Annotated in this window: 16 protein-coding genes; 15 read left to right on the top strand and 1 reads right to left on the bottom strand. The window is 69.1% G+C overall.

Annotated features, from left to right (window positions below):
- Nucleotides 1-5: 5 nt before the first annotated feature.
- The 13 genes from LTT66_RS34285 to LTT66_RS34225 all read left to right on the top strand — a co-directional run bounded on the left by LTT66_RS34285 (nt 6) and on the right by LTT66_RS34225 (nt 12,973).
- Nucleotides 6-2,129: a branched-chain amino acid ABC transporter permease gene (locus tag LTT66_RS34285; protein ID WP_233062633.1), complete on the top strand. Its 2,124-nt coding sequence runs from the start codon at nt 6-8 to the stop codon at nt 2,127-2,129.
- Nucleotides 2,107-2,820, top strand: a complete 714-nt coding sequence (locus LTT66_RS34280) for an ABC transporter ATP-binding protein (protein WP_233062632.1) — start codon at nt 2,107-2,109, stop codon at nt 2,818-2,820. Before LTT66_RS34285 ends, LTT66_RS34280 begins: the two co-directional genes overlap by 23 nt.
- Nucleotides 2,817-3,575, top strand: a complete 759-nt coding sequence (locus LTT66_RS34275; protein WP_233062631.1) for an ABC transporter ATP-binding protein — start codon at nt 2,817-2,819, stop codon at nt 3,573-3,575. The genes LTT66_RS34280 and LTT66_RS34275 overlap by 4 nt, the downstream gene beginning before the upstream one ends.
- Nucleotides 3,572-3,943, top strand: coding sequence for a hypothetical protein (locus LTT66_RS34270; protein ID WP_195102998.1), 372 nt, complete (start codon nt 3,572-3,574; stop codon nt 3,941-3,943). Before LTT66_RS34275 ends, LTT66_RS34270 begins: the two co-directional genes overlap by 4 nt.
- 346 nt (nt 3,944-4,289) lie before the next feature.
- A complete protein-coding gene (locus tag LTT66_RS34265) occupies nt 4,290-5,456 on the top strand; it encodes an acyl-CoA dehydrogenase family protein (protein WP_043692720.1) in 1,167 nt (388 codons plus the stop codon).
- Nucleotides 5,456-6,220 carry an SDR family NAD(P)-dependent oxidoreductase gene (locus LTT66_RS34260; protein ID WP_233062630.1) on the top strand — a complete coding sequence of 255 codons (765 nt, stop codon included), beginning with the start codon at nt 5,456-5,458 and terminating at the stop codon, nt 6,218-6,220. Before LTT66_RS34265 ends, LTT66_RS34260 begins: the two co-directional genes overlap by 1 nt.
- A 116-nt stretch (nt 6,221-6,336) precedes the next feature.
- A complete protein-coding gene (locus LTT66_RS34255) occupies nt 6,337-7,473 on the top strand; it encodes a CaiB/BaiF CoA transferase family protein (RefSeq protein WP_233069496.1) in 1,137 nt (378 codons plus the stop codon).
- A complete protein-coding gene (locus LTT66_RS34250; protein ID WP_181721183.1) occupies nt 7,470-8,297 on the top strand; it encodes an enoyl-CoA hydratase/isomerase family protein in 828 nt (275 codons plus the stop codon). The genes LTT66_RS34255 and LTT66_RS34250 overlap by 4 nt, the downstream gene beginning before the upstream one ends.
- Nucleotides 8,298-8,300: 3 nt before the next feature.
- Nucleotides 8,301-9,446 carry a thiolase family protein gene (locus tag LTT66_RS34245; RefSeq protein WP_233062629.1) on the top strand — a complete coding sequence of 382 codons (1,146 nt, stop codon included), beginning with the start codon at nt 8,301-8,303 and terminating at the stop codon, nt 9,444-9,446.
- 13 nt (nt 9,447-9,459) lie between these two features.
- The gene (locus LTT66_RS34240; RefSeq protein ID WP_233062628.1) at nt 9,460-10,611 is read left to right on the top strand and encodes an acyl-CoA dehydrogenase family protein; all 1,152 of its coding nucleotides are present in this window, start codon (nt 9,460-9,462) and stop codon (nt 10,609-10,611) included.
- Nucleotides 10,612-11,034: 423 nt separating this feature from the next.
- A complete protein-coding gene (locus LTT66_RS34235; protein ID WP_233062627.1) occupies nt 11,035-11,568 on the top strand; it encodes a hypothetical protein in 534 nt (177 codons plus the stop codon).
- Nucleotides 11,569-11,805: 237 nt separating this feature from the next.
- Nucleotides 11,806-12,159: a hypothetical protein gene (locus LTT66_RS34230; protein WP_233062626.1), complete on the top strand. Its 354-nt coding sequence runs from the start codon at nt 11,806-11,808 to the stop codon at nt 12,157-12,159.
- A gap of 58 nt (nt 12,160-12,217) precedes the next feature.
- Entirely contained in the window at nt 12,218-12,973 is a 756-nt protein-coding gene (locus tag LTT66_RS34225; RefSeq protein ID WP_233062625.1) for a DUF6882 domain-containing protein, read from the top strand.
- Between the two features lie 36 nt (nt 12,974-13,009).
- On the opposite strand, the gene LTT66_RS34220 is transcribed toward LTT66_RS34225, so the two are convergent.
- The gene (locus LTT66_RS34220) at nt 13,010-14,209 is read right to left on the bottom strand and encodes a lipase family protein (RefSeq protein ID WP_233062624.1); all 1,200 of its coding nucleotides are present in this window, start codon (nt 14,207-14,209) and stop codon (nt 13,010-13,012) included.
- Between the two features lie 194 nt (nt 14,210-14,403).
- On the opposite strand from LTT66_RS34220, the gene LTT66_RS34215 reads away from it, so the two are divergent.
- Both LTT66_RS34215 and LTT66_RS34210 read left to right on the top strand, forming a co-directional pair.
- Complete coding sequence (locus LTT66_RS34215; RefSeq protein ID WP_233062623.1) at nt 14,404-15,075, top strand: hypothetical protein; 672 nt, start codon at nt 14,404-14,406, stop codon at nt 15,073-15,075.
- A 196-nt stretch (nt 15,076-15,271) separates the two neighbouring features.
- Nucleotides 15,272-17,227: a GMC family oxidoreductase N-terminal domain-containing protein gene (locus tag LTT66_RS34210; RefSeq protein ID WP_233062622.1), complete on the top strand. Its 1,956-nt coding sequence runs from the start codon at nt 15,272-15,274 to the stop codon at nt 17,225-17,227.
- Nucleotide 17,228 lies beyond the last annotated feature (1 nt).

Below are 17,228 nucleotides of genomic sequence, written 5' to 3'. Positions count from 1 at the left end.
CGCTGATGGAGCAGTTCATCGCCTTCGGGATCGTCGGCCTCAGCACCGCGGCGATCTATGCCGTGATCGGCAGCGGGCTGGTGCTCACCTACACCACCACCGGTGTGTTCAACTTCGCGCACGGCGCCGCGGGAATGATCTCGGCGTTCGTCTACTGGCAGCTCACCATCGGCTGGGGCTGGCCCGTGCCGATGGCGATCGTCGCGGTGCTGCTGGTCTTCGCGCCGCTGTTCGGGTTGCTGTTCGGCAAGGCGCTCGCGCCGACCCAAGGATTGGGTGACGCCGAGAAGCTCGTGATGACGATCGCCTTGCTCAGTGGTCTCATCGTGCTGGCGCGCTGGATCTGGAATCCCAACGAGTCGCGCTCGCTCACCAGGTTTTTCGCGGACAAACCGTCGATCGACCTCGGCCCGGTCATCATCACCTGGCATCAGGCCCTCACCATGGCCGTCGCGGTGGCGGTCGCCGTGGGACTGCGCATCCTGCTGTTCCGCACCAGGATCGGTGCGGAGATGCGGGCCACCGTGGACGATCGCGCGCTGGTCGGCCTCACCGGCGCCGATCCCCGGCGGGCCAACCGGATCGCCTGGATCCTCGGCATCGAGCTGGCCGCGATCGGCGGGATCCTGATCGCGCCGACCGTGGCGCTGGACGCCGCGCAACTGTCACTGCTGATCGTCAGCGCCTACACGGCGGCCATTTTCGGGCGGCTGCGCAACCTGCCGATGACGTTCGCCGGCGCGGTGGTCGTCGGCCTACTGGAGAGCTATCTCACCGGGTACCTGCCGCAGAACGACTACCTGCCCGGCCTGCGGCTCGCGGCTCCCGCACTGCTGCTGTTCGTGGCGCTGCTGCTGTTCCCGCACGGCAGGCTGCGCGGGCGCGACCGCAAACTCAGCCCGGTGCCGCTGCCCTCGATCAACGGTTCGGTGGTCTTCGCCGGCGCGGTGGTCGTGCTCGGCCTGATGCTGGCGACCATGCTCAGCGAATCCGACTTGATCACCTACGGCGCGATGTTCGCCTGGGGCGTGATCGCGCTGTCGTATGTGCCGCTGCTCGGTTTCGCGGGCCAGATCTCGCTGTGCCAGCTCAGTCTGGCCGGTGTGGGCGCGGTGGCCTACGCGCACCTGGGGCCGGAGGGCCAATGGTGGGCGCTGCTGGCCGCAATGGGCGTCGCCGGGGTGGTGGGAGCGGTGGTCGCGGTGCCCGCGCTGCGGCTGTCCGGGGTATATCTGGCCCTGGCGACGGCGGCGTTCGCCGTCATCCTGGATCGCTGGATCTTCACCCTGCCCTCCTTCGAGATCCTCGGCATCCGGATCGCGCTGTTCGACCAGGGCTCGGTGTCACTGGTCGGGCCGGATCTGTTCGGGCTGAAGCTGGACACCACCGCCGAGGTGACCGTCTTCGCGGCGGTGTGCCTGGCCGTGGCGGGCCTGGCGGTTGCCCTGTTGCGGCGCAGCCGATTCGGGCGCCGCCTGATCGCCTTACGCGACAGCGAGGCCGCCTACGCGACGCTCGGCGGAAGCCTGCTCGCGGCGCGCGTGCTGGTCTTCGCGCTCGCGGCCGCGATCGCCGGGCTGGGCGGCGCGCTCTACGGCATGCAGTTGCAGGCCGTCGCGCCCGAACAGTTCAATCTGGTGGCCGGATTGCCGATCTTCCTGATCGTGACCATCGCCGGTCTCGGCGCGGTCGGTGCGGGCATGTTCACCGGCGCCGTCTTCGCCGGACCGTTGAACGTGATCCCCGTGTTGTGGCCGGGCCTGCAGAACCTGGCGCAGGTGCTGCCCGCGCTCGGCGGGATCGCCTTCGGCGGCGGCGTATTGAAGGAGGGGGCGATCGCCTCGCTGCGCAAGGACTGGGTGCCGATGCTGCGGGACCGGATCGTCGCCCCGCTGCTGGTGCTGGTGATCCTGGGGCTGTGGGGGCTGCGGCTGATCGACGTCGTCGACGGCTGGGGCTTCACTCTCGGCGTGGTGGTCGCCGCTGTGGCGGCGCGTGTCCGGTACGGGGCGCGTTCGCGGCCCGCGCCGGATCCGGCGGACCTGCCGGTGGAGTGGTGGGGCGTCGAACGGCCGTGGACTTCCGAGGACGAGGAGGTGCTCGACCGTGCCGTCGCTACTGGAAGTTGACGATGTCACCGTCGTCTTCGGCGGCAACCGCGCGCTCGACGGCGCCGGGCTGCGCGCCGAACGCGGCGCGGTGACCGGGCTGATCGGCCCGAACGGCGCGGGCAAGAGCACGCTGTTCGACGTGATCTGCGGGCTGCGCAAGCCGACGAAGGGACGCGTGGCGATCGACGGCGCCGACGTCACCCAGCTCGGCCCGTCCCGCCGGGCCCGGCACGGCCTGGCGCGCACCTTCCAGCGGCTGGAGCTGTTCGGCAGGCTGAGCGTGCGCGACAACCTGCTGGTGGCGGCCGAACTCGGCCCGCAACGCAGAAACGCGGCCCGGATCGTCACCGAGATCATCGATCGGCTCGGCCTGCACGAGATCGCCGACGCCTCCGCCGACGAACTGCCGACCGGCACCGGACGTCTGGTGGAGGTGGGGCGGGCCATCGCGGCACGACCCAGCCTGATCCTGCTCGATGAGCCGGCCGCGGGCCAGGACCACACCGAGACCGAGCGATTCGGTGAACTGCTGCGCTCACTGGCCGACGACGGCACCGCGGTGCTGCTCGTGGAACACGACATGGGCCTGGTGATGAACGTCTGCGACGAGGTGTTCGTGCTCGATCTCGGCAAGGTGATCGCCTCCGGCCCGCCCGCGGTGATCCGTGCGGACGAGACCGTCCTGGCGGCCTATCTGGGAGACCTATGAGCGTGCAGAGCGCAACCGAAACAGCTACGGCGACAACGTCGTCCGGCCCCGCTGAACTCCTCGCGCTGCGCGAGGTGCGCGCCGCATACGACGCCATCACCGTGCTGCACGGCGTCGACCTGGACGTCGCCGCCGGTCAGGTGGTGGCCCTGCTCGGACCCAACGGCGCGGGCAAGACCACCGCGCTGAAGGTGATCGCGGGCATCCACCCGGTCGCCTCGGGGCGGCTGGTGCTCGGCGGGCGCGACGTGACCGGAGCCGACCCGCGCGACCTGGCCCGCGCGGGCGTCTGCTTGATTCCGGAGGGCCGGGGTGTGTTCCCGAATCTCAGCGTGCGCGACAACCTGCTGATGATGACCTTCACCGGGCGGTCGAGGGAGGAGATCGAGGAGATCGCCTTCAGCCGGTTCCCGATCCTCGGCAAACGCGCGGGCCAGATCGCGGGCACCATGTCCGGTGGCGAACAGCAGATGCTGGCGCTGGCCCGCGGCCTGGCGACGAATCCCGCCGTGCTGCTGCTGGACGAACTGTCCATGGGCCTGGCCCCTTTGGTGGTCGGCAAGCTCTACGACGAGGTCGCCGAGATCGCCCGCCAGGGCGTCGCGGTGCTGCTGGTCGAGCAGTTCGCCGCCGCCGTGCTGGACATCGCCGATCACGCCGCCGTCCTGGTGCGCGGCCGGGTGATGCGGCAGGGACATCCCGACAGCGGAATCCGCAACGAATTGGCAGCCCTCTACCTAGGAAGTTCCACATGACCGAATCTCGCGCGGAGCGTTTCGTCCGCGAATTGCAGGAATTGAAGATCCCCGACCCGGCGGCGGGCCGCTCCGGGCTGTGGCTGCGCACCGGCGTCACGCTCATGGTGGCCGGACTGGTCGTCGCGGTCCTGGCGTATTTCATGTCGCACGGCACCACCGACCCACTGGCCCAGCGTGACGCCATCACGCTCGCCCTCGGTGGGGTGGCGGCGAGTGTGGTGGGTTCGGCGCTGTTCCTGCGTTATTCGCTGACCAACTTCTTGCGGTTCTGGCTGGCGCGCCAGTCCTACGACCTGGATGAACTCGGCACTCGAGTGCTCGGCGCGGAGATCGGCTACGACGGGGTGGCAGCAGCGCCCCGGTGAGCCACGCCGCGGGGTCGAACGACTCCTGCGGGGCCGCGAACAACGTCTGTCTGCGGCGGACCCGAAGGAGACGGTGACGCCGTGCCCGGAGAAACCCGAGTCGGGCACGGGAATCGCCTCGGTGCACTGCCGCGCCGAGGGACGGGGATCGGCTCGCGCGTCGTCCGCCTCGACTGGGGAGACGGAGGGCCACACGCGCGGTACCGAGCGGTCGCCCGTCGGATGCCGCCGGTGCGGGAGGGCTGGATCGACCTTCCGCACCGGCGTGCGCCACAGCCGACGGTGAGCGGCCGCGAGACGAGGAAGTGGAGGTGCGGAAGTGTCCGGTGACACCAGCGACGAGGGCATGAACTTCGAGCTGTCCGAGGATCAGGAGCTGATCCGGAAATCGGTGGCCGAGCTGTGCCGCAAGTTCGACGACCAGTACTGGATGGAGAAGGACCAGGCGCACGAGTTCCCCACCGAGTTCTACGACGCCGTCGCGGGCGGCGGCTGGCTCGGCATCACCATCCCGGAGGAGTACGGCGGCCACGGCCTCGGCATCACCGAGGCCACACTGCTGGCCGAGGAGGTGTCGCGCTCCGGCGGCGGGATGAACGCCGCCAGCTCGATCCACATGTCGATCTTCGGCATGCATCCCGTGGTGGTGCACGGTTCCGAGGAGTTGAAGCGGCGCACGTTGCCGCGCATCGCGACCGGCGAGCTGCACGTGTGCTTCGGCGTGACCGAACCCGGTGCGGGACTGGACACTCCGCGCATCACCACCTTCGCCCGCCGCGACGGCGACCACTACGTCGTGAACGGGCGCAAGGTGTGGATCTCCAAAGCGCAGGAGTCGGAGAAGATCCTGCTGCTGACCCGCACCAGCTCCTACGACGACGTCGCCAAGAAGACCGACGGCATGACGCTGTTCCTCACCGACCTCGATCGCGCGCACGTCGACATCCGGCCGATCGCCAAAATGGGCCGCAACGCCGTCACCTCCAACGAGCTGTTCATCGACGACCTGCGCATTCCGGTGGAGGACCGGGTCGGCGCGGAAGGCGAGGGGTTCCGGTATCTGCTCGACGGGCTGAACCCCGAGCGCATGCTGATCGCCGCCGAGGCGCTCGGCCTCGGCCGGGTCGCCTTGGACCGGGCGGTGCGGTACGCGAAGGAACGCGTGGTCTTCGACCGGCCGATCGGCATGAACCAGGGCATCCAGTTCCCGCTCGCCGACTCGCTGGCCCGGCTGGACGCGGCCGAGCTGATGCTGCGCAAGGCCACCTGGCGCTACGACAAGGGGAAATCCTGTGGGCGCGAGGCGAACACCGCGAAATACCTGTGCGCCGACGCCGGCTTCACCGCCGCCGACCGGGCGCTGCAGACGCACGGCGGCATGGGATACGCGGAGGAATACCACGTGGCCCGCTACTTCCGGGAGGCGCGCGTGATGCGCATCGCCCCGGTCAGCCAGGAAATGATCTTGAACTATCTGGGCTCGCACGCCCTGGGATTGCCGAGGAGCTACTGATGACCCAGCAGACACTGTTCGACCTCACCGGGCGTTCGGCGCTGGTCACCGGCGCCGCGGGCGGGATCGGCTCCGCGGTGGCGCGGGCGCTGGCCACCGCGGGCGCGGCCGTGCTGGTCACCGATCGCAACGGCGAGGCGGCCGCCGCCGTCGCCGAGAAGATCGTCGCCGACGGTGGCAGCGCGGCCGCTCGCGCCCTGGACGTGACCGACCGGGACTCCGCCGCGGCGGCCGCCGAGCAGGCCGCCGGGCTCGCCGACGGCGTGCTGCACATCGTCGTGAACAACGCCGGAGTCACCGCACCCGCCATGCTCGCCGACACCACCGCGGAATCGGTCAAGCGCCTGTTCGACATCCACGCCTCGGGCACGATCAACTGCTCGCAGGCCGCGTTGCCGTTCCTGCCCACCGACGGCACCGGGCGGATCATCAACGTCACCTCGGCCGCGGGCATCGTCGGCACCCTCGGCCAGGTGAACTACTCGGCCGCCAAGGCCGCGATCATCGGCATCACCAAATCCATGGCCAAGGAACTGGCGCGCAAGAACGTCCTGGTCAACGCGCTCGCGCCGCTGGCGGCGACGCCGATGACGCACACCATCCGCACCGACGAGCGGTTCTCCGAGCAGATGCTCAACCGAATCCTGCTGCGGCGCTGGGCCGAACCGGAGGAAGTCGCGGGCGCGTTCGTCTTCCTCGCCTCCGACGCCGCCTCCTTCGTCACCGGTCAAGTGCTGCCGGTGGACGGCGGCACGGTGATCTGATGGCGGGCCCCGCGCAGCATTCCGCGCCGGACGCCGATACTGCCGGCCCGAGGACGGCTCAGGGGCCACTGGCCGGTGTCACGGTCGTGGCCTTGGAACAGGCGGTGTCCGCGCCGATGTGCACGCGCACTCTGGCCGATTTCGGCGCCCGGGTGATCAAAGTGGAGCACCCGGGCGGCGGCGACTTCGCCCGGTACTACGACGACGTGGTACACGGGCAGGCCGCGCACTTCGTCTGGGTGAACCGCGGTAAGGAATCGGTCACCCTCGACTTGAAAACGCCTGCCGGGGTGGATGTGCTGCATCGCCTGCTGAGCCGCGCCGACGTGCTGGTGTCCAACCTCGCGCCCGGGGCCACCGCGCGTCTGGGCCTGGCGCCCGCGGACCTGGCGGCGCGCCATCCGGATCTGATCGCGGTGGAGATCGACGGGTTCGGCGCGGGCGGCCCGCTGTCCCACAAACGTGCCTACGACCTGCTCGTGCAGGCCGAGTCGGGCGTCTGCGCGGTGACCGGCACCGCGGACGCCCCGGCCAAACCCGGTCCGCCGGTCGCCGACGTCACCACGGGTCTGTACGCGGCGCTGTCGATCCTGGCCGCGCTGTGCGGACGGGCCAGGGACGCCTCCCACGGCAACACGATCTCGGTCAGCCTGTTCGACACCATGGCCGAGATGATGGGCTACCACCTGACCTACGCCCGGCACGCGGGGGTGGATCAGCAGCCACTCGGGATGAGTTCGCCCGCCGTGGCGCCCTACGGGGCCTATCCCACCGCCGACGGCCGAATCGTGGTGCTGGGCACCACCAATGACCGGGAGTGGCAGCGGCTGGCGACGGAGGTGCTCGACCGACCCGATCTCGCCGCGGACGAACGATTCCGCACCAACCCGGGACGGGTGCGTCACCGCGCCGAAATCGACGACGCGATCGCCGCGTGGTGCCTGCGCCACGACTTGGCGCGCATCCAGAAGATCGCCGACGATGCGGGGATCGGCAACTCCTGCTACAACCGTCCCACCGAGGTGCTCGACCACCCGCAGCTCTCCGCGCGGGACCGCTGGCGCAGCATCGAGACCCCGGCGGGTTCGATTCCGTCCCTGCTGCCACCGGCGATCCTCACCGGTTTCGAGCCGCCGATGGGCCCGGTGCCCGGCCTCGGCGCGCACACCGACGCGGTGCTCACCGAATTGGGCTGCACCGCAGTGGAGCTCGCGGCGCTGCGCGATGCGGGAGTGATCGGGGCCCGCCGATGACCGGCGCGCCCGTGTTGCTCTCCGACGACCTCGACGGTGTGCGCACACTGACGCTGAACCGGCCGCACCGCAAGAACGCGATCGACGGCGAGCTCTGGGCGGCGCTGGCCGACGCGCTGCGCGCCGTCGCGGCCGACCGCACCGTCCGCGCTCTGGTGCTCACCGGTGCGGGCGGCGCGTTCTGTTCCGGCGCGGATATCTCGACGCCGGACAACGCGCACCCGATCTACCGGATGCGTGCCCTCACCGACGTCGCGGTCCTGCTGCACGAACTGCCGCTGCCCACCGTCGCGAAGGTCACCGGCGTGGCGGTCGGCGCGGGCTGGAACCTGGCCCTGGGCTGCGATCTCGTGGTCGCCACCCCGGCATCGACCTTCGCGCAGATCTTCACCCGGCGCGGACTTTCCCTGGATCTCGGTGGCTCCTGGCTGCTGCCGCGGCTGATCGGCCTGCAACAGGCCAAGCGGCTGGCGCTGCTGGCCGAGACGATCGACGCCGCCCACGCCCGGGATCTGGGGCTGGTGACCTGGGTGGTGGCGGAGGAGGAGATCGACGGGTTCGTCACCGATCTCGGCGCGCGCCTGGCCGCCGGACCGCCGGTGGCGCTGGCCCAGACCAAGGCGCTGCTGCACGAGGGCGCGGGCTCGACCCTCCGGGAGGCGCTCGCGGCCGAAGCCAGGGCACAGGGACTGAACTTCGCCACCGCGGACGCCCCTGAGGCTTTCGCGGCTTTCGCGGAACAGCGTGAGCCGCGGTTCACCGGCCACTGGACGGTCCGGCGGCCGCCGATCCGCGCCGCCAGGAATTCCGAGAACGGGAGATGACAGATGCGTGAGGTAGTTATCGCCGGTGCGGTCCGCACCGCGGTGGGCAAACGCAACGGAGGGCTGTCCGGCGTACACCCGGCGGACTTGTCCGCGCTCGTGCTGACCGCGCTGGCCGAGCGCTGCGGCCTCGATCCGGCGCTGGTCGACGACGTGATCTGGGGCTGTGTCTCCCAGGTCGGCGATCAGTCCAGCAATATCGGCCGCTACTCCGTGCTGGCGGCGGGCTGGCCGGAGAGCATTCCGGGCGTCACGGTCAACCGGGCCTGCGGCTCCAGCCAGCAAGCGCTGGACTTCGCGGCGCAAGCTGTGCTGTCGGGGCAGCAGGACGTCGTCGTGGCCGGAGGCGTGGAAGTGATGAGCCGGGTGCCGTTGAACGCGGCGAAGGCCTCCGGCACTCCCTATGGACCGAAAGCATTGGCGCGCTACCAGGATTTCGCCTTCAACCAGGGCATCTCGGCCGAATTGATCGCGCAGAAGTGGGGATTCACCCGGACCCGGCTCGACGAGTACTCCGCGCGCTCGCACGAACGTGCCGCCGCCGCCCAGGACGCGGGCGCGTTCACCGACCAGATCGTGCCCGTCACCACCGAATCGGGCGTGGTGAGCGCGGACGAGGGGATCCGGCGCGGCACCACCGCCGCCAAGCTCGCCGGGCTGAAACCCGCGTTCCAGGACGACGGCGTGATCCACGCGGGCAACGCCTCGCAGATCTCCGACGGCGCGGCCGCCCTGCTGGTGACCACCCCGCGCAAGGCGCGTGAGCTGGGCCTGACGCCGTTGGCGCGCTACCGCGCGGGCGCCGTAGCCGGTTCCGATCCGGTGCTGATGCTCACCGGGCCGATTCCCGCGACGGAAAAGGTACTGCGCAAAGCGGGTCTCGCGCTCGCCGACATCGGTGTCTTCGAGGTGAACGAGGCGTTCGCCCCCGTTCCGCTCGCCTGGCTCGCCGAGACCGGCGCCGACGAGGCCCTGGTCAATCCGCTGGGCGGAGCGATCGCGCTCGGGCATCCGCTGGGCGGGTCCGGAGCCGTGCTGATGACGCGGATGCTGCACCACATGCGGGACAACGGGATCCGCTACGGCTTGCAGACCATGTGCGAAGGCGGCGGCACCGCCAACGCCACCGTCGTCGAACTGATGTCCTGAGCGGAGGCGCGGCGTGCGACGAGAGCTTTTCGGCACCGACCACGAGGCGTTCCGGCAACTGGTCCGGGAATTCGTGGCGAAACAGATCGAGCCCAACTACTCCGCGTGGGAGAAGGACGGCAGAATGCCGCGCGAGATCTTCGCGGCGATGGGCGAACTCGGGCTGCTCGGGTTCGCGCTGCCCGAGGAGCACGGGGGAGCGGGGATTCGTGACTACCGCTACAACGTGATCCTGCAAGAGGAAGCGGCCCGGGCGCTGGTCACGCTCGGGACCGTGCGCACCCAGCTGGATGTGATACTGCCGTATTTCCTCGAGTACGCCGACGCCGCGCAGCGGGACCGATGGTTCCCCGGGCTCGCATCGGGGCAGCTGCTCACCGCCATCGCGATGACCGAGCCGGGTACGGGTTCGGATCTGGCGGGCATGCGAACCAGCGCGGTGCGCGACGGCGACGACTACGTGCTCAACGGCGCCAAGACGTTCATCACCGGCGGCCTGCTCGCGGACCTGGTGATCGTGGTGGCGCGCACGTCTGCCGATCCGGACGACCGGCGCGCCGGGCTCACCCTCCTGGTGGTGGAGGACGGGATGCCCGGCTTCACCCGCGGGCGCGTGCTGGAGAAGATGGGCTGCAAGGTGCAGGACACCATGGAGCTGTCGTTCCAGGACGTCCGGGTGCCGGTGGCCAACCGGCTCGGCGCCGAAGGTGCGGCGTTCGGCTACCTGGGGCACAACCTGCCGCAGGAACGGCTGACCGTCGCGATCGGATCGGTCGCCCAAGCGCGTGCCGCGATCACCGCGACGGTCGAATACACCAAGCAGCGCAAGGCATTCGGCACGCCGGTCGCGTCGTTCCAGAACACCAAGTTCGAACTGGCCGCGATGTCCGCGGAAGTCGAGGCAGCCCAGACCATGGTCGACCGGGCGGTGCTCGACCTGGTCGCGGGGACGCTGTCCGGGGCGGACGCCGCCCGCGTCAAACTGTTCTGCACCGAGGTGCAAGCCCGGGTGGTGGACCGCTGCCTGCAACTGTTCGGTGGCTACGGATACATGATGGAGTACCCGATCGCCCGGTTGTACACCGATGCCCGAGTGGCCCGCATCTACGCGGGCACCAGTGAGGTGATGAAGATGATCGTCGCCCGGGACCTGGGGCTGTCCTGAAATACCCGCCGTCGACGCCGGGGTACTCGAGGCCCATGTTCGGCCGTAGTCCTGGCGGCTACCCTCGCGTGAGGCGCACCGACGACAAAGAACCTCGGCTCGACGTCCGCGTCGCCGAACTCGGACCAGCATGTCGATCTCGTCCGATTTCTAAGTTTCGCGAATTTCGCCGGAACGGAGTACACGACATAGCTGATCGCTATTATTGACATCGCCTGTCGCCTGCCATCGGGGTCGGGCGACGACGATCCGCGAGGTGGTACGTGTCCGACGGAACTCGAGAGGCACCGACCCTTGCCGGTGAGCACTGCCTACGACGGCGCGCCCTTTGCCGGCGCGGGCGTGCTGCCGGTCGGTTTCCATTACTCGAAGTAGCCGTCCGACGGCAGGCCGCCGAGTCGATTCGAACGGTATCGTGATGGTGTGTCGGACCGGGGGCTGGAATTCAAGCCGGATGCGGATGACCCGAAACGGGTGAAGCTGAACAAAGGGTTGCCGAAAGGTGTTTCGCGAGCGGAAATCACCTATCGCGTCGAGGGCGGCATCCGGGGTACCCGGGTGGTGCGTTGTTCGGCAGCGGAGTTCGCGCAACTCCGGACGGCCGTCGACACTGTGTACGAAGGCCCGTGGAGCGAACCACAGCGACTGTCGCTGTCGGAGGCGCGGCACTACATCGATCAGGTGAAGCGTCGGATAACGCTGCAGGAAAACGAGATCCGTCGCAGACAGGAGTCCGTCGACCTGACGTGTCCGTGGTGCGAACGGCGCCGCACCTACCTCGGTGTTGTCGGTTTCATCACCGGACACGCCGGTTTCATGACCGATCACCCGAGTGAGCTGGGCCAGGAGATACTCAAGCAGCACACCTACCGGTGTGATCAGTGCGGTTCCATGATGTACTTCGCCGACGGTTTCCTGCCGCACCCGTTGCCGGGCCGCCCGGCCGCGGCGGGCTGAGCGTCCCGGCCGTCCCTGCGCTGCGCGGTATTTCACCCGTAAGGGGTGAATCGAGTTCGCCTGAATATAGGCAGACTGTGTGGTGAGAACAGGCGAGCTCTCCGAGTCTCGTCTGGTCACTATTCTTCGCGACCTGGTCGGCTGTTTCGTCGTGCGGGAATTCGAGCGCGCCGACGTTGTCGAACCGGGTTCGCGTTCGATTTCTGGCATGCCTGATTCGGACCGAAGGAGAGTCGAATGACCGAGACCACCCGAATGGCGCTCAAGAAGAAGACCGTCACCGTGTCGCCGACGGCCCCGGAGCCCGCAACGCGCAGCTCGCCCGGCTGGTACAAGCTGCACAACGATTCGGGGGGACACGTCTCGGTCTACCGGCAGGAATGGGACGATCCCAAAGAGCTGTTCGTGCTGGCCCCCGGCGCTACCAGTGCCGAGTACGAGGCCGGGCACGAGATCTACATCCTGTTCTCCGAGGCCGGTGAGTGGTCGCCGATCACGTGGACCGGCTCGGACCTCTCGTTCACCATCACCTACCACGTCAGCGGGTACACCACCTCGAACCAGGTGAACAACGTCAGTTCCTTCGAATAGCCGGCGCGACATCCGGTCGGAGGCGCGGCCACCGGCCCGCGTTGACTACGCTGACTCGGTGTCCCAATCCGTGCCACTGACGAGACTTCTCGATGACGCGGGCTTGCTGTCGCTCGAGCACCGACTGCACCTGGAAGAAGTGCTGGGCGCACACGTGTGGGAAGCCGACCTGGAAGGGCGCCGGCTCGAATTCCTCGGCGACGAGCGCTCCATCGTGTGCACCGACGTCCACCTGCTCGGAACGGCCGACGCGGAGTCGTGGCTGTGGGGATGGGTCAATCCCTGGGGCTACCCGCGGTCGCTGCTGCGCTCGGCGCAGACGGTGCGCGAGTTCGGCTTTCGATACGGCGTCGCCGAATTGTGTTCGGCCGAACTGCCCGTGGTGCTCAACGGTGCGGCACCGGAGCCCTATCAGGTGGCCGGGCTGATGGCGGACGCGGCGAAGATCGTCTGTGGCCGCTGGAGCTCCTACTGTGGGGTCATCGATGGCGCCTGCGTCGCGTTTCTCATCGATCATCCGGCATTCGAGCTGCCCGCCCCGACCGCCTCCGGCCTCGCTCGCGTGCTGGCCTATGGATTCGGGGCACTGCCACTGACGGATCACCGGCGTGCCGTGCACAGCTACCTGACCCGGCGCGGGCTGGTCACCGAATTCCTCGACGACTACCGGTGGCTGGAATTCAGCGGCCACGGTATCGCGGGCGATGTCGAGTTCGACGCGTCCGGTGAGGTCGCCAACCTCGACATCCGCATCGTCATGGATCGGATCGAGTCACCCTTCGAGCCGAAGACACAACCGGCCGACTCGCACTGACCGCCGATCACGCGGCGACCTGCCGCTACGGCGCCGTCAGCTCGGCGGAAACTGTTGCTGGAACCAGCTGAGAATCTCCGGAAGGGCAACCCTGGCCGTCCCGGCGTGGTCCACCTCGCCCACGTCGCGCAGCGTGGCGTTGCGGCTGGCGAGGGCTCGCAGGCAGTGCTCGGTATTGGCGTACGGGACGGCGCGGTCGCCGCGGGAGGCGTAGAGCTGGACGGGCACCCGAGGCGTCCAGTCGCAGGTGCCGTCGCTGTCGGCGATCGCCTTCGCGGCGGCGCCGGTCGGATCGGCGGCCAAGCCGAGGAACCGCGCGGTCAGCAGTTGCCCGGGTGTGGTCGCCAGCGAGGTCACGATGGTGATCTCGCTGTGGAAGCCGTCGAAGAGTTCTTCGACTTTGTCGGCGTAGGGCTGCTGGAAAGCTTCGGTCGGGTCGTCGTAGAGCTGGTGGATCCGGTTCATCGAGGTGATCCAATACGAGAGGAAGAGGACCGCCGCGCCCGGCACGACCCGGCCGTCGAGCGCGGCCGGCGCCTGCACCTGCCGTAGGTCGTAGGGGCCGCTGATCGGGGCCAGCGCGGCGACGCCGAAGCCCGGGATCGTTCCGGCCTGTAGCGCCTTGCCCAGCGCCATCGCGGCGTGGCCGCCCTGGGAGAAACCGGTCACCAGCACGTTCGGGTCAAACTCCCGGCGTTGCCGTGCGGCGAGGGATTGCGCCGCGCGCAGCAAGTCGGCCGACGCGCTGACCTCCGACGGTGCGTGGGTGTAGGGGTGCGGTCCTGGGCCGGTCCCCAGGCCCAGATAGTCCGGCGCCGTCGCCGCGTAGCCGGCCGCGGCGAACATCACCGCGCGCAGCCGGTCGGGGAGGTTACGGGTATCGACCGACGGCGCGTCACTTTTCAGCGTCATGGTCCCGTGCTCGTAGCTGACCACCCGCAGGCGCCCGGCCTCGGTGCGCGGCAGCACGACCAGCCCGCTCGCGGTGGTCGGTTCGCCCTCCGGGGTGATCGTGCGGTAGTCGACGCGAAACGCGTCCACACCGTTGCGGACGGGCGTCCGGATTCCGCCGTCGGCCAGCAGCGCGGCGGTCTGTTCGAGCGGCAGGCTCAGCAAGGGGGTCGTCGACACGATCTCGCCCCGGGCAGGCCGCGGTTCGGGCTCGGTGTCCCCGCACCCGACAGCGGCACAGAACAGGACGACGACCGCGACCAGACAGCGACTCGGACGGTACATCGGTCGATCCTCTCGACGGACATCGGCTCGGCTCCATCATCGTGCCCGCGACGGCATGTGCGGACCAACGCCGGTCGGACGGTCTTGGACGTATCCGCCGCGTTCGCTCGCGGCGGCGCCGTGATCTAAGTGAATGACTGTTCTGTGTCATTTCTTCTATCTACCTGCTAAATACTGCGATATGTTATGACCCATTGACGCATATTTGCGGCAAACCTGACCCGGATCGGACCGCCGCGCGATGGCTGCTGATCGAGGGTCTCTACCCGAAGGGAGTGGGCATGGGCACGCTGTCGGCGAGTGCGGGAACGGACATCTACTTCCGTGCGGCGGCCGCGACGCTGGTCGAGGCGGCGACGGTCCTGGCGGATTTCGGTTGCTCGCCGATCGACGCCTCCGGGATTCTCGACCGGTTGCACCGCGTCGAGCACACGGCAAGCGTGGTGATCGCGAACTTGACCACTGCCCTGGGGTCCGGGGCGGGGGCGGCGGAGGGGGCGAGGCTGTCCGAATTGGGCCGGGCGCTCGGCCGCGTCGTCGAACGCACGCGGGTGGCGGCCGCCCTCGCGGACGCCTACGTCATCACGGCGGTGCCGGACGAGGTGCTCGAGGTCGTGATGACGATAGGCCGCTGCGCGCACCTCACCGCCGCAGCACTGGGCGCATGCGACCAACCGCTGCTCGGGTCTTATCGCGCCGAGTTGCTGCGCCTCGCGGTGCATGCCGAGCAAACGTTCACCCGGTGGTCGCTGACGCGGCCGCGGGCCGGTGCGGACCGGACAATGGAACTCGCCGGAGCGCTCGTCTCGGTCGTCCACGCGTTCCTGGCGGTCGGCTGTGCGGCGGCGATCGTCATTCCCGCATGAACCTCCGGCACGAACGGGGCTTCGGCGCGTCACCCGTCCGCCGCCAAGTCCGGCTCGCGCGTCGAAGGTCGCAGTATGTGTCCACTCATTCTTTCCGGTCTGGTAACGATACGACCAGTGCAAACAGTCGTTTAGTTAGTGGTAGTTCACGTCCTGTGATAGAACTCACTCGGCGAAACGAAGGGGACTGTTCGACATGGAACCAACAGCCAAGCAACGCGCGGCGCTGAACCTGATCTGCGACACGTTCAACCCCGGCGACGGGTTGACGCTGCCGTCGGCGAGCGCACTCGGCGCCGTCGACACCGTCTTCCAGATCCTGGGGCGAAACCCGCGCGAGGCCGAGAAGAAGCAATTGGCCACGCTGCTGAACCTGTGGGATTCCCGGCTGACCGGCTTGCTCACCGGCAGCGGTCCGCGCCGCTTCTCCAGCTTGTCGCAGCAGCAACGGGAGCGAGCGCTCCTGCGGCTGGCCGATTCCCGCTTCGAGCCGGTGCGGGTGATCTTCCAAGCGCTCAAACAGGCGTCGCTGCTGTCCTACAACATCACTCCCGGCCCGGCGGGCGCCAATCCGCTGTGGAAGGAGATCGGCTATCCGGCCCCGACCGGTCCGCTGCCGACGGCGCCCGCGCCCGCGCTGACGCCGCTGCGGTGCAGCGAGACCACCGAACTGCGGTGTGATGTCGTGGTCGTCGGATCCGGTGCGGGTGGCGGTGTCGCGGCGGCGGTCCTGGCCGAAGCGGGTCTCGACGTCGTGGTGCTGGAACGCGGAAACTACTACGACGACCGCGATTTCGGTACCGGCGAACTCGGCGGACTGCAGCAGCTGTACGCGCCGGGCCCGCCCGCGTCCACCGAAGGTCAGATCACCCTCGTCGCGGGCACCTGCCTCGGTGGCGGGACGGTCGTGAACTGGAGCACCTCGTTGCCGACGCCGCAGGACGTGCGGGCGGAGTGGGCAGCGCTCGGCGCCGGTCAGTTCGCCGAGACCGAATTCGACGAGGCGCTCGAAGTGGTGCAGCGGCGCCTCGGTGTCACCGATCGGCGTTCGGTGTTGTCCGCACGCGACGGCGTTCTGGAGCGCGGCGCCGAGGCGCTGGGCTGGGAAGTGGATACGTTGCCGCGCAACGTCACCGACGCCTGCGACGCCGGTGTGGAGTGCGGTCGATGCGGATATGGCTGCCGGCTCGGCGCCAAGCAGTCGGTGACCAAGACCTGGCTCGCCGACGCGGCCGACCAGGGCGCCCGCCTCGTCGTGGACGCCGACGTGCGGCGGATCCTCGTGCGCGGCGGCCGGGCCCAGGGAGTTTCGGCGGTCACCTCCGACGGCGTGGCGATCGAGGTGCACGCACGTGCGGTCGTGGTGTCGGCCGGCGCGATCCAGACCCCGGCGTTGCTGCGGCGTTCCGGGTTGCGCAACGACAACATCGGCCGCTACCTGCGCCTGCACCCGGCGGCCGCGGTGTTCGGCGTGTTCTCCGAAGAGATCAGGCCGTGGGAAGGCGGCTTGCAGACCCGGATCTGCCGCAGGCACAGCGACCTGGACGGCAACGGCTACGGCGTGATCTACGAAACCGGTCCGATCCATCCCGGTCTCGCCACCGGGTTCATGAGCTGGCGCGGCGCCGAGAACCATCGCGCCACCATGCTCGACTTCGCGAAATCGAACGCGATCGGCATCATCACGCGCGACCGTGACCCGGGCAGCGTGTCCGTCGACCGCGGCGGTGAGCCGATCGTCGAGTACCGGTTGTCGGACTACGACGCCGCCCATCTGCATACCGGAATCGAGGGTGCGGCGAGCATTCTGGAGGCGGCCGGCGCACACCGCATCTTTTCCGGGCACCAGGCCGGCATCTCCTACGAACCGGGCCGGCGCGGCTCGCACGCCGAGTTCGCCGCCGCATGCCGGGCCGCCGGGTACGGCCCCGGGCAATGTTCCCTCGGCGCGCTCCACATCATGGGTTCGGCCCGGATGGGCGGCTCGCCGGCGAACTCGGCCACCAACCCGGACGGCGCCACCTGGGAAGTGGCGAACATCGTCGTCGCCGACGCGTCTTGCTTCCCCACGGCGTCGGGCGTCAACCCCATGGTGTCGATCGAGGCGATCGCCTACATGAACGCGAAAAGGCTTGCCGCGCAGCTGACCTGAG

Source organism: Nocardia gipuzkoensis, from assembly GCF_021183645.1.
Taxonomy (GTDB): domain Bacteria; phylum Actinomycetota; class Actinomycetes; order Mycobacteriales; family Mycobacteriaceae; genus Nocardia; species Nocardia abscessus.
The sequence above is the reverse complement of the archived record's forward strand: the minus strand, read 5'-3'. Positions and strand labels throughout refer to the sequence as shown.

Coding starts and splice junctions, on each gene's coding strand:
- LTT66_RS34265 (WP_043692720.1), top strand. CDS start 4,290: ATGAACTTCGAGCTGTCCGAGGATCAGGAGCTGATCCGGAAATCGGTG.
- LTT66_RS34260 (WP_233062630.1), top strand. CDS start 5,456: ATGACCCAGCAGACACTGTTCGACCTCACCGGGCGTTCGGCGCTGGTC.
- LTT66_RS34270 (WP_195102998.1), top strand. CDS start 3,572: ATGACCGAATCTCGCGCGGAGCGTTTCGTCCGCGAATTGCAGGAATTG.
- LTT66_RS34275 (WP_233062631.1), top strand. CDS start 2,817: ATGAGCGTGCAGAGCGCAACCGAAACAGCTACGGCGACAACGTCGTCC.
- LTT66_RS34255 (WP_233069496.1), top strand. CDS start 6,337: ATGTGCACGCGCACTCTGGCCGATTTCGGCGCCCGGGTGATCAAAGTG.
- LTT66_RS34210 (WP_233062622.1), top strand. CDS start 15,272: ATGGAACCAACAGCCAAGCAACGCGCGGCGCTGAACCTGATCTGCGAC.
- LTT66_RS34220 (WP_233062624.1), bottom strand. CDS start 14,209: ATGTACCGTCCGAGTCGCTGTCTGGTCGCGGTCGTCGTCCTGTTCTGT.
- LTT66_RS34285 (WP_233062633.1), top strand. CDS start 6: ATGGAGCAGTTCATCGCCTTCGGGATCGTCGGCCTCAGCACCGCGGCG.
- LTT66_RS34250 (WP_181721183.1), top strand. CDS start 7,470: ATGACCGGCGCGCCCGTGTTGCTCTCCGACGACCTCGACGGTGTGCGC.
- LTT66_RS34230 (WP_233062626.1), top strand. CDS start 11,806: ATGACCGAGACCACCCGAATGGCGCTCAAGAAGAAGACCGTCACCGTG.
- LTT66_RS34245 (WP_233062629.1), top strand. CDS start 8,301: ATGCGTGAGGTAGTTATCGCCGGTGCGGTCCGCACCGCGGTGGGCAAA.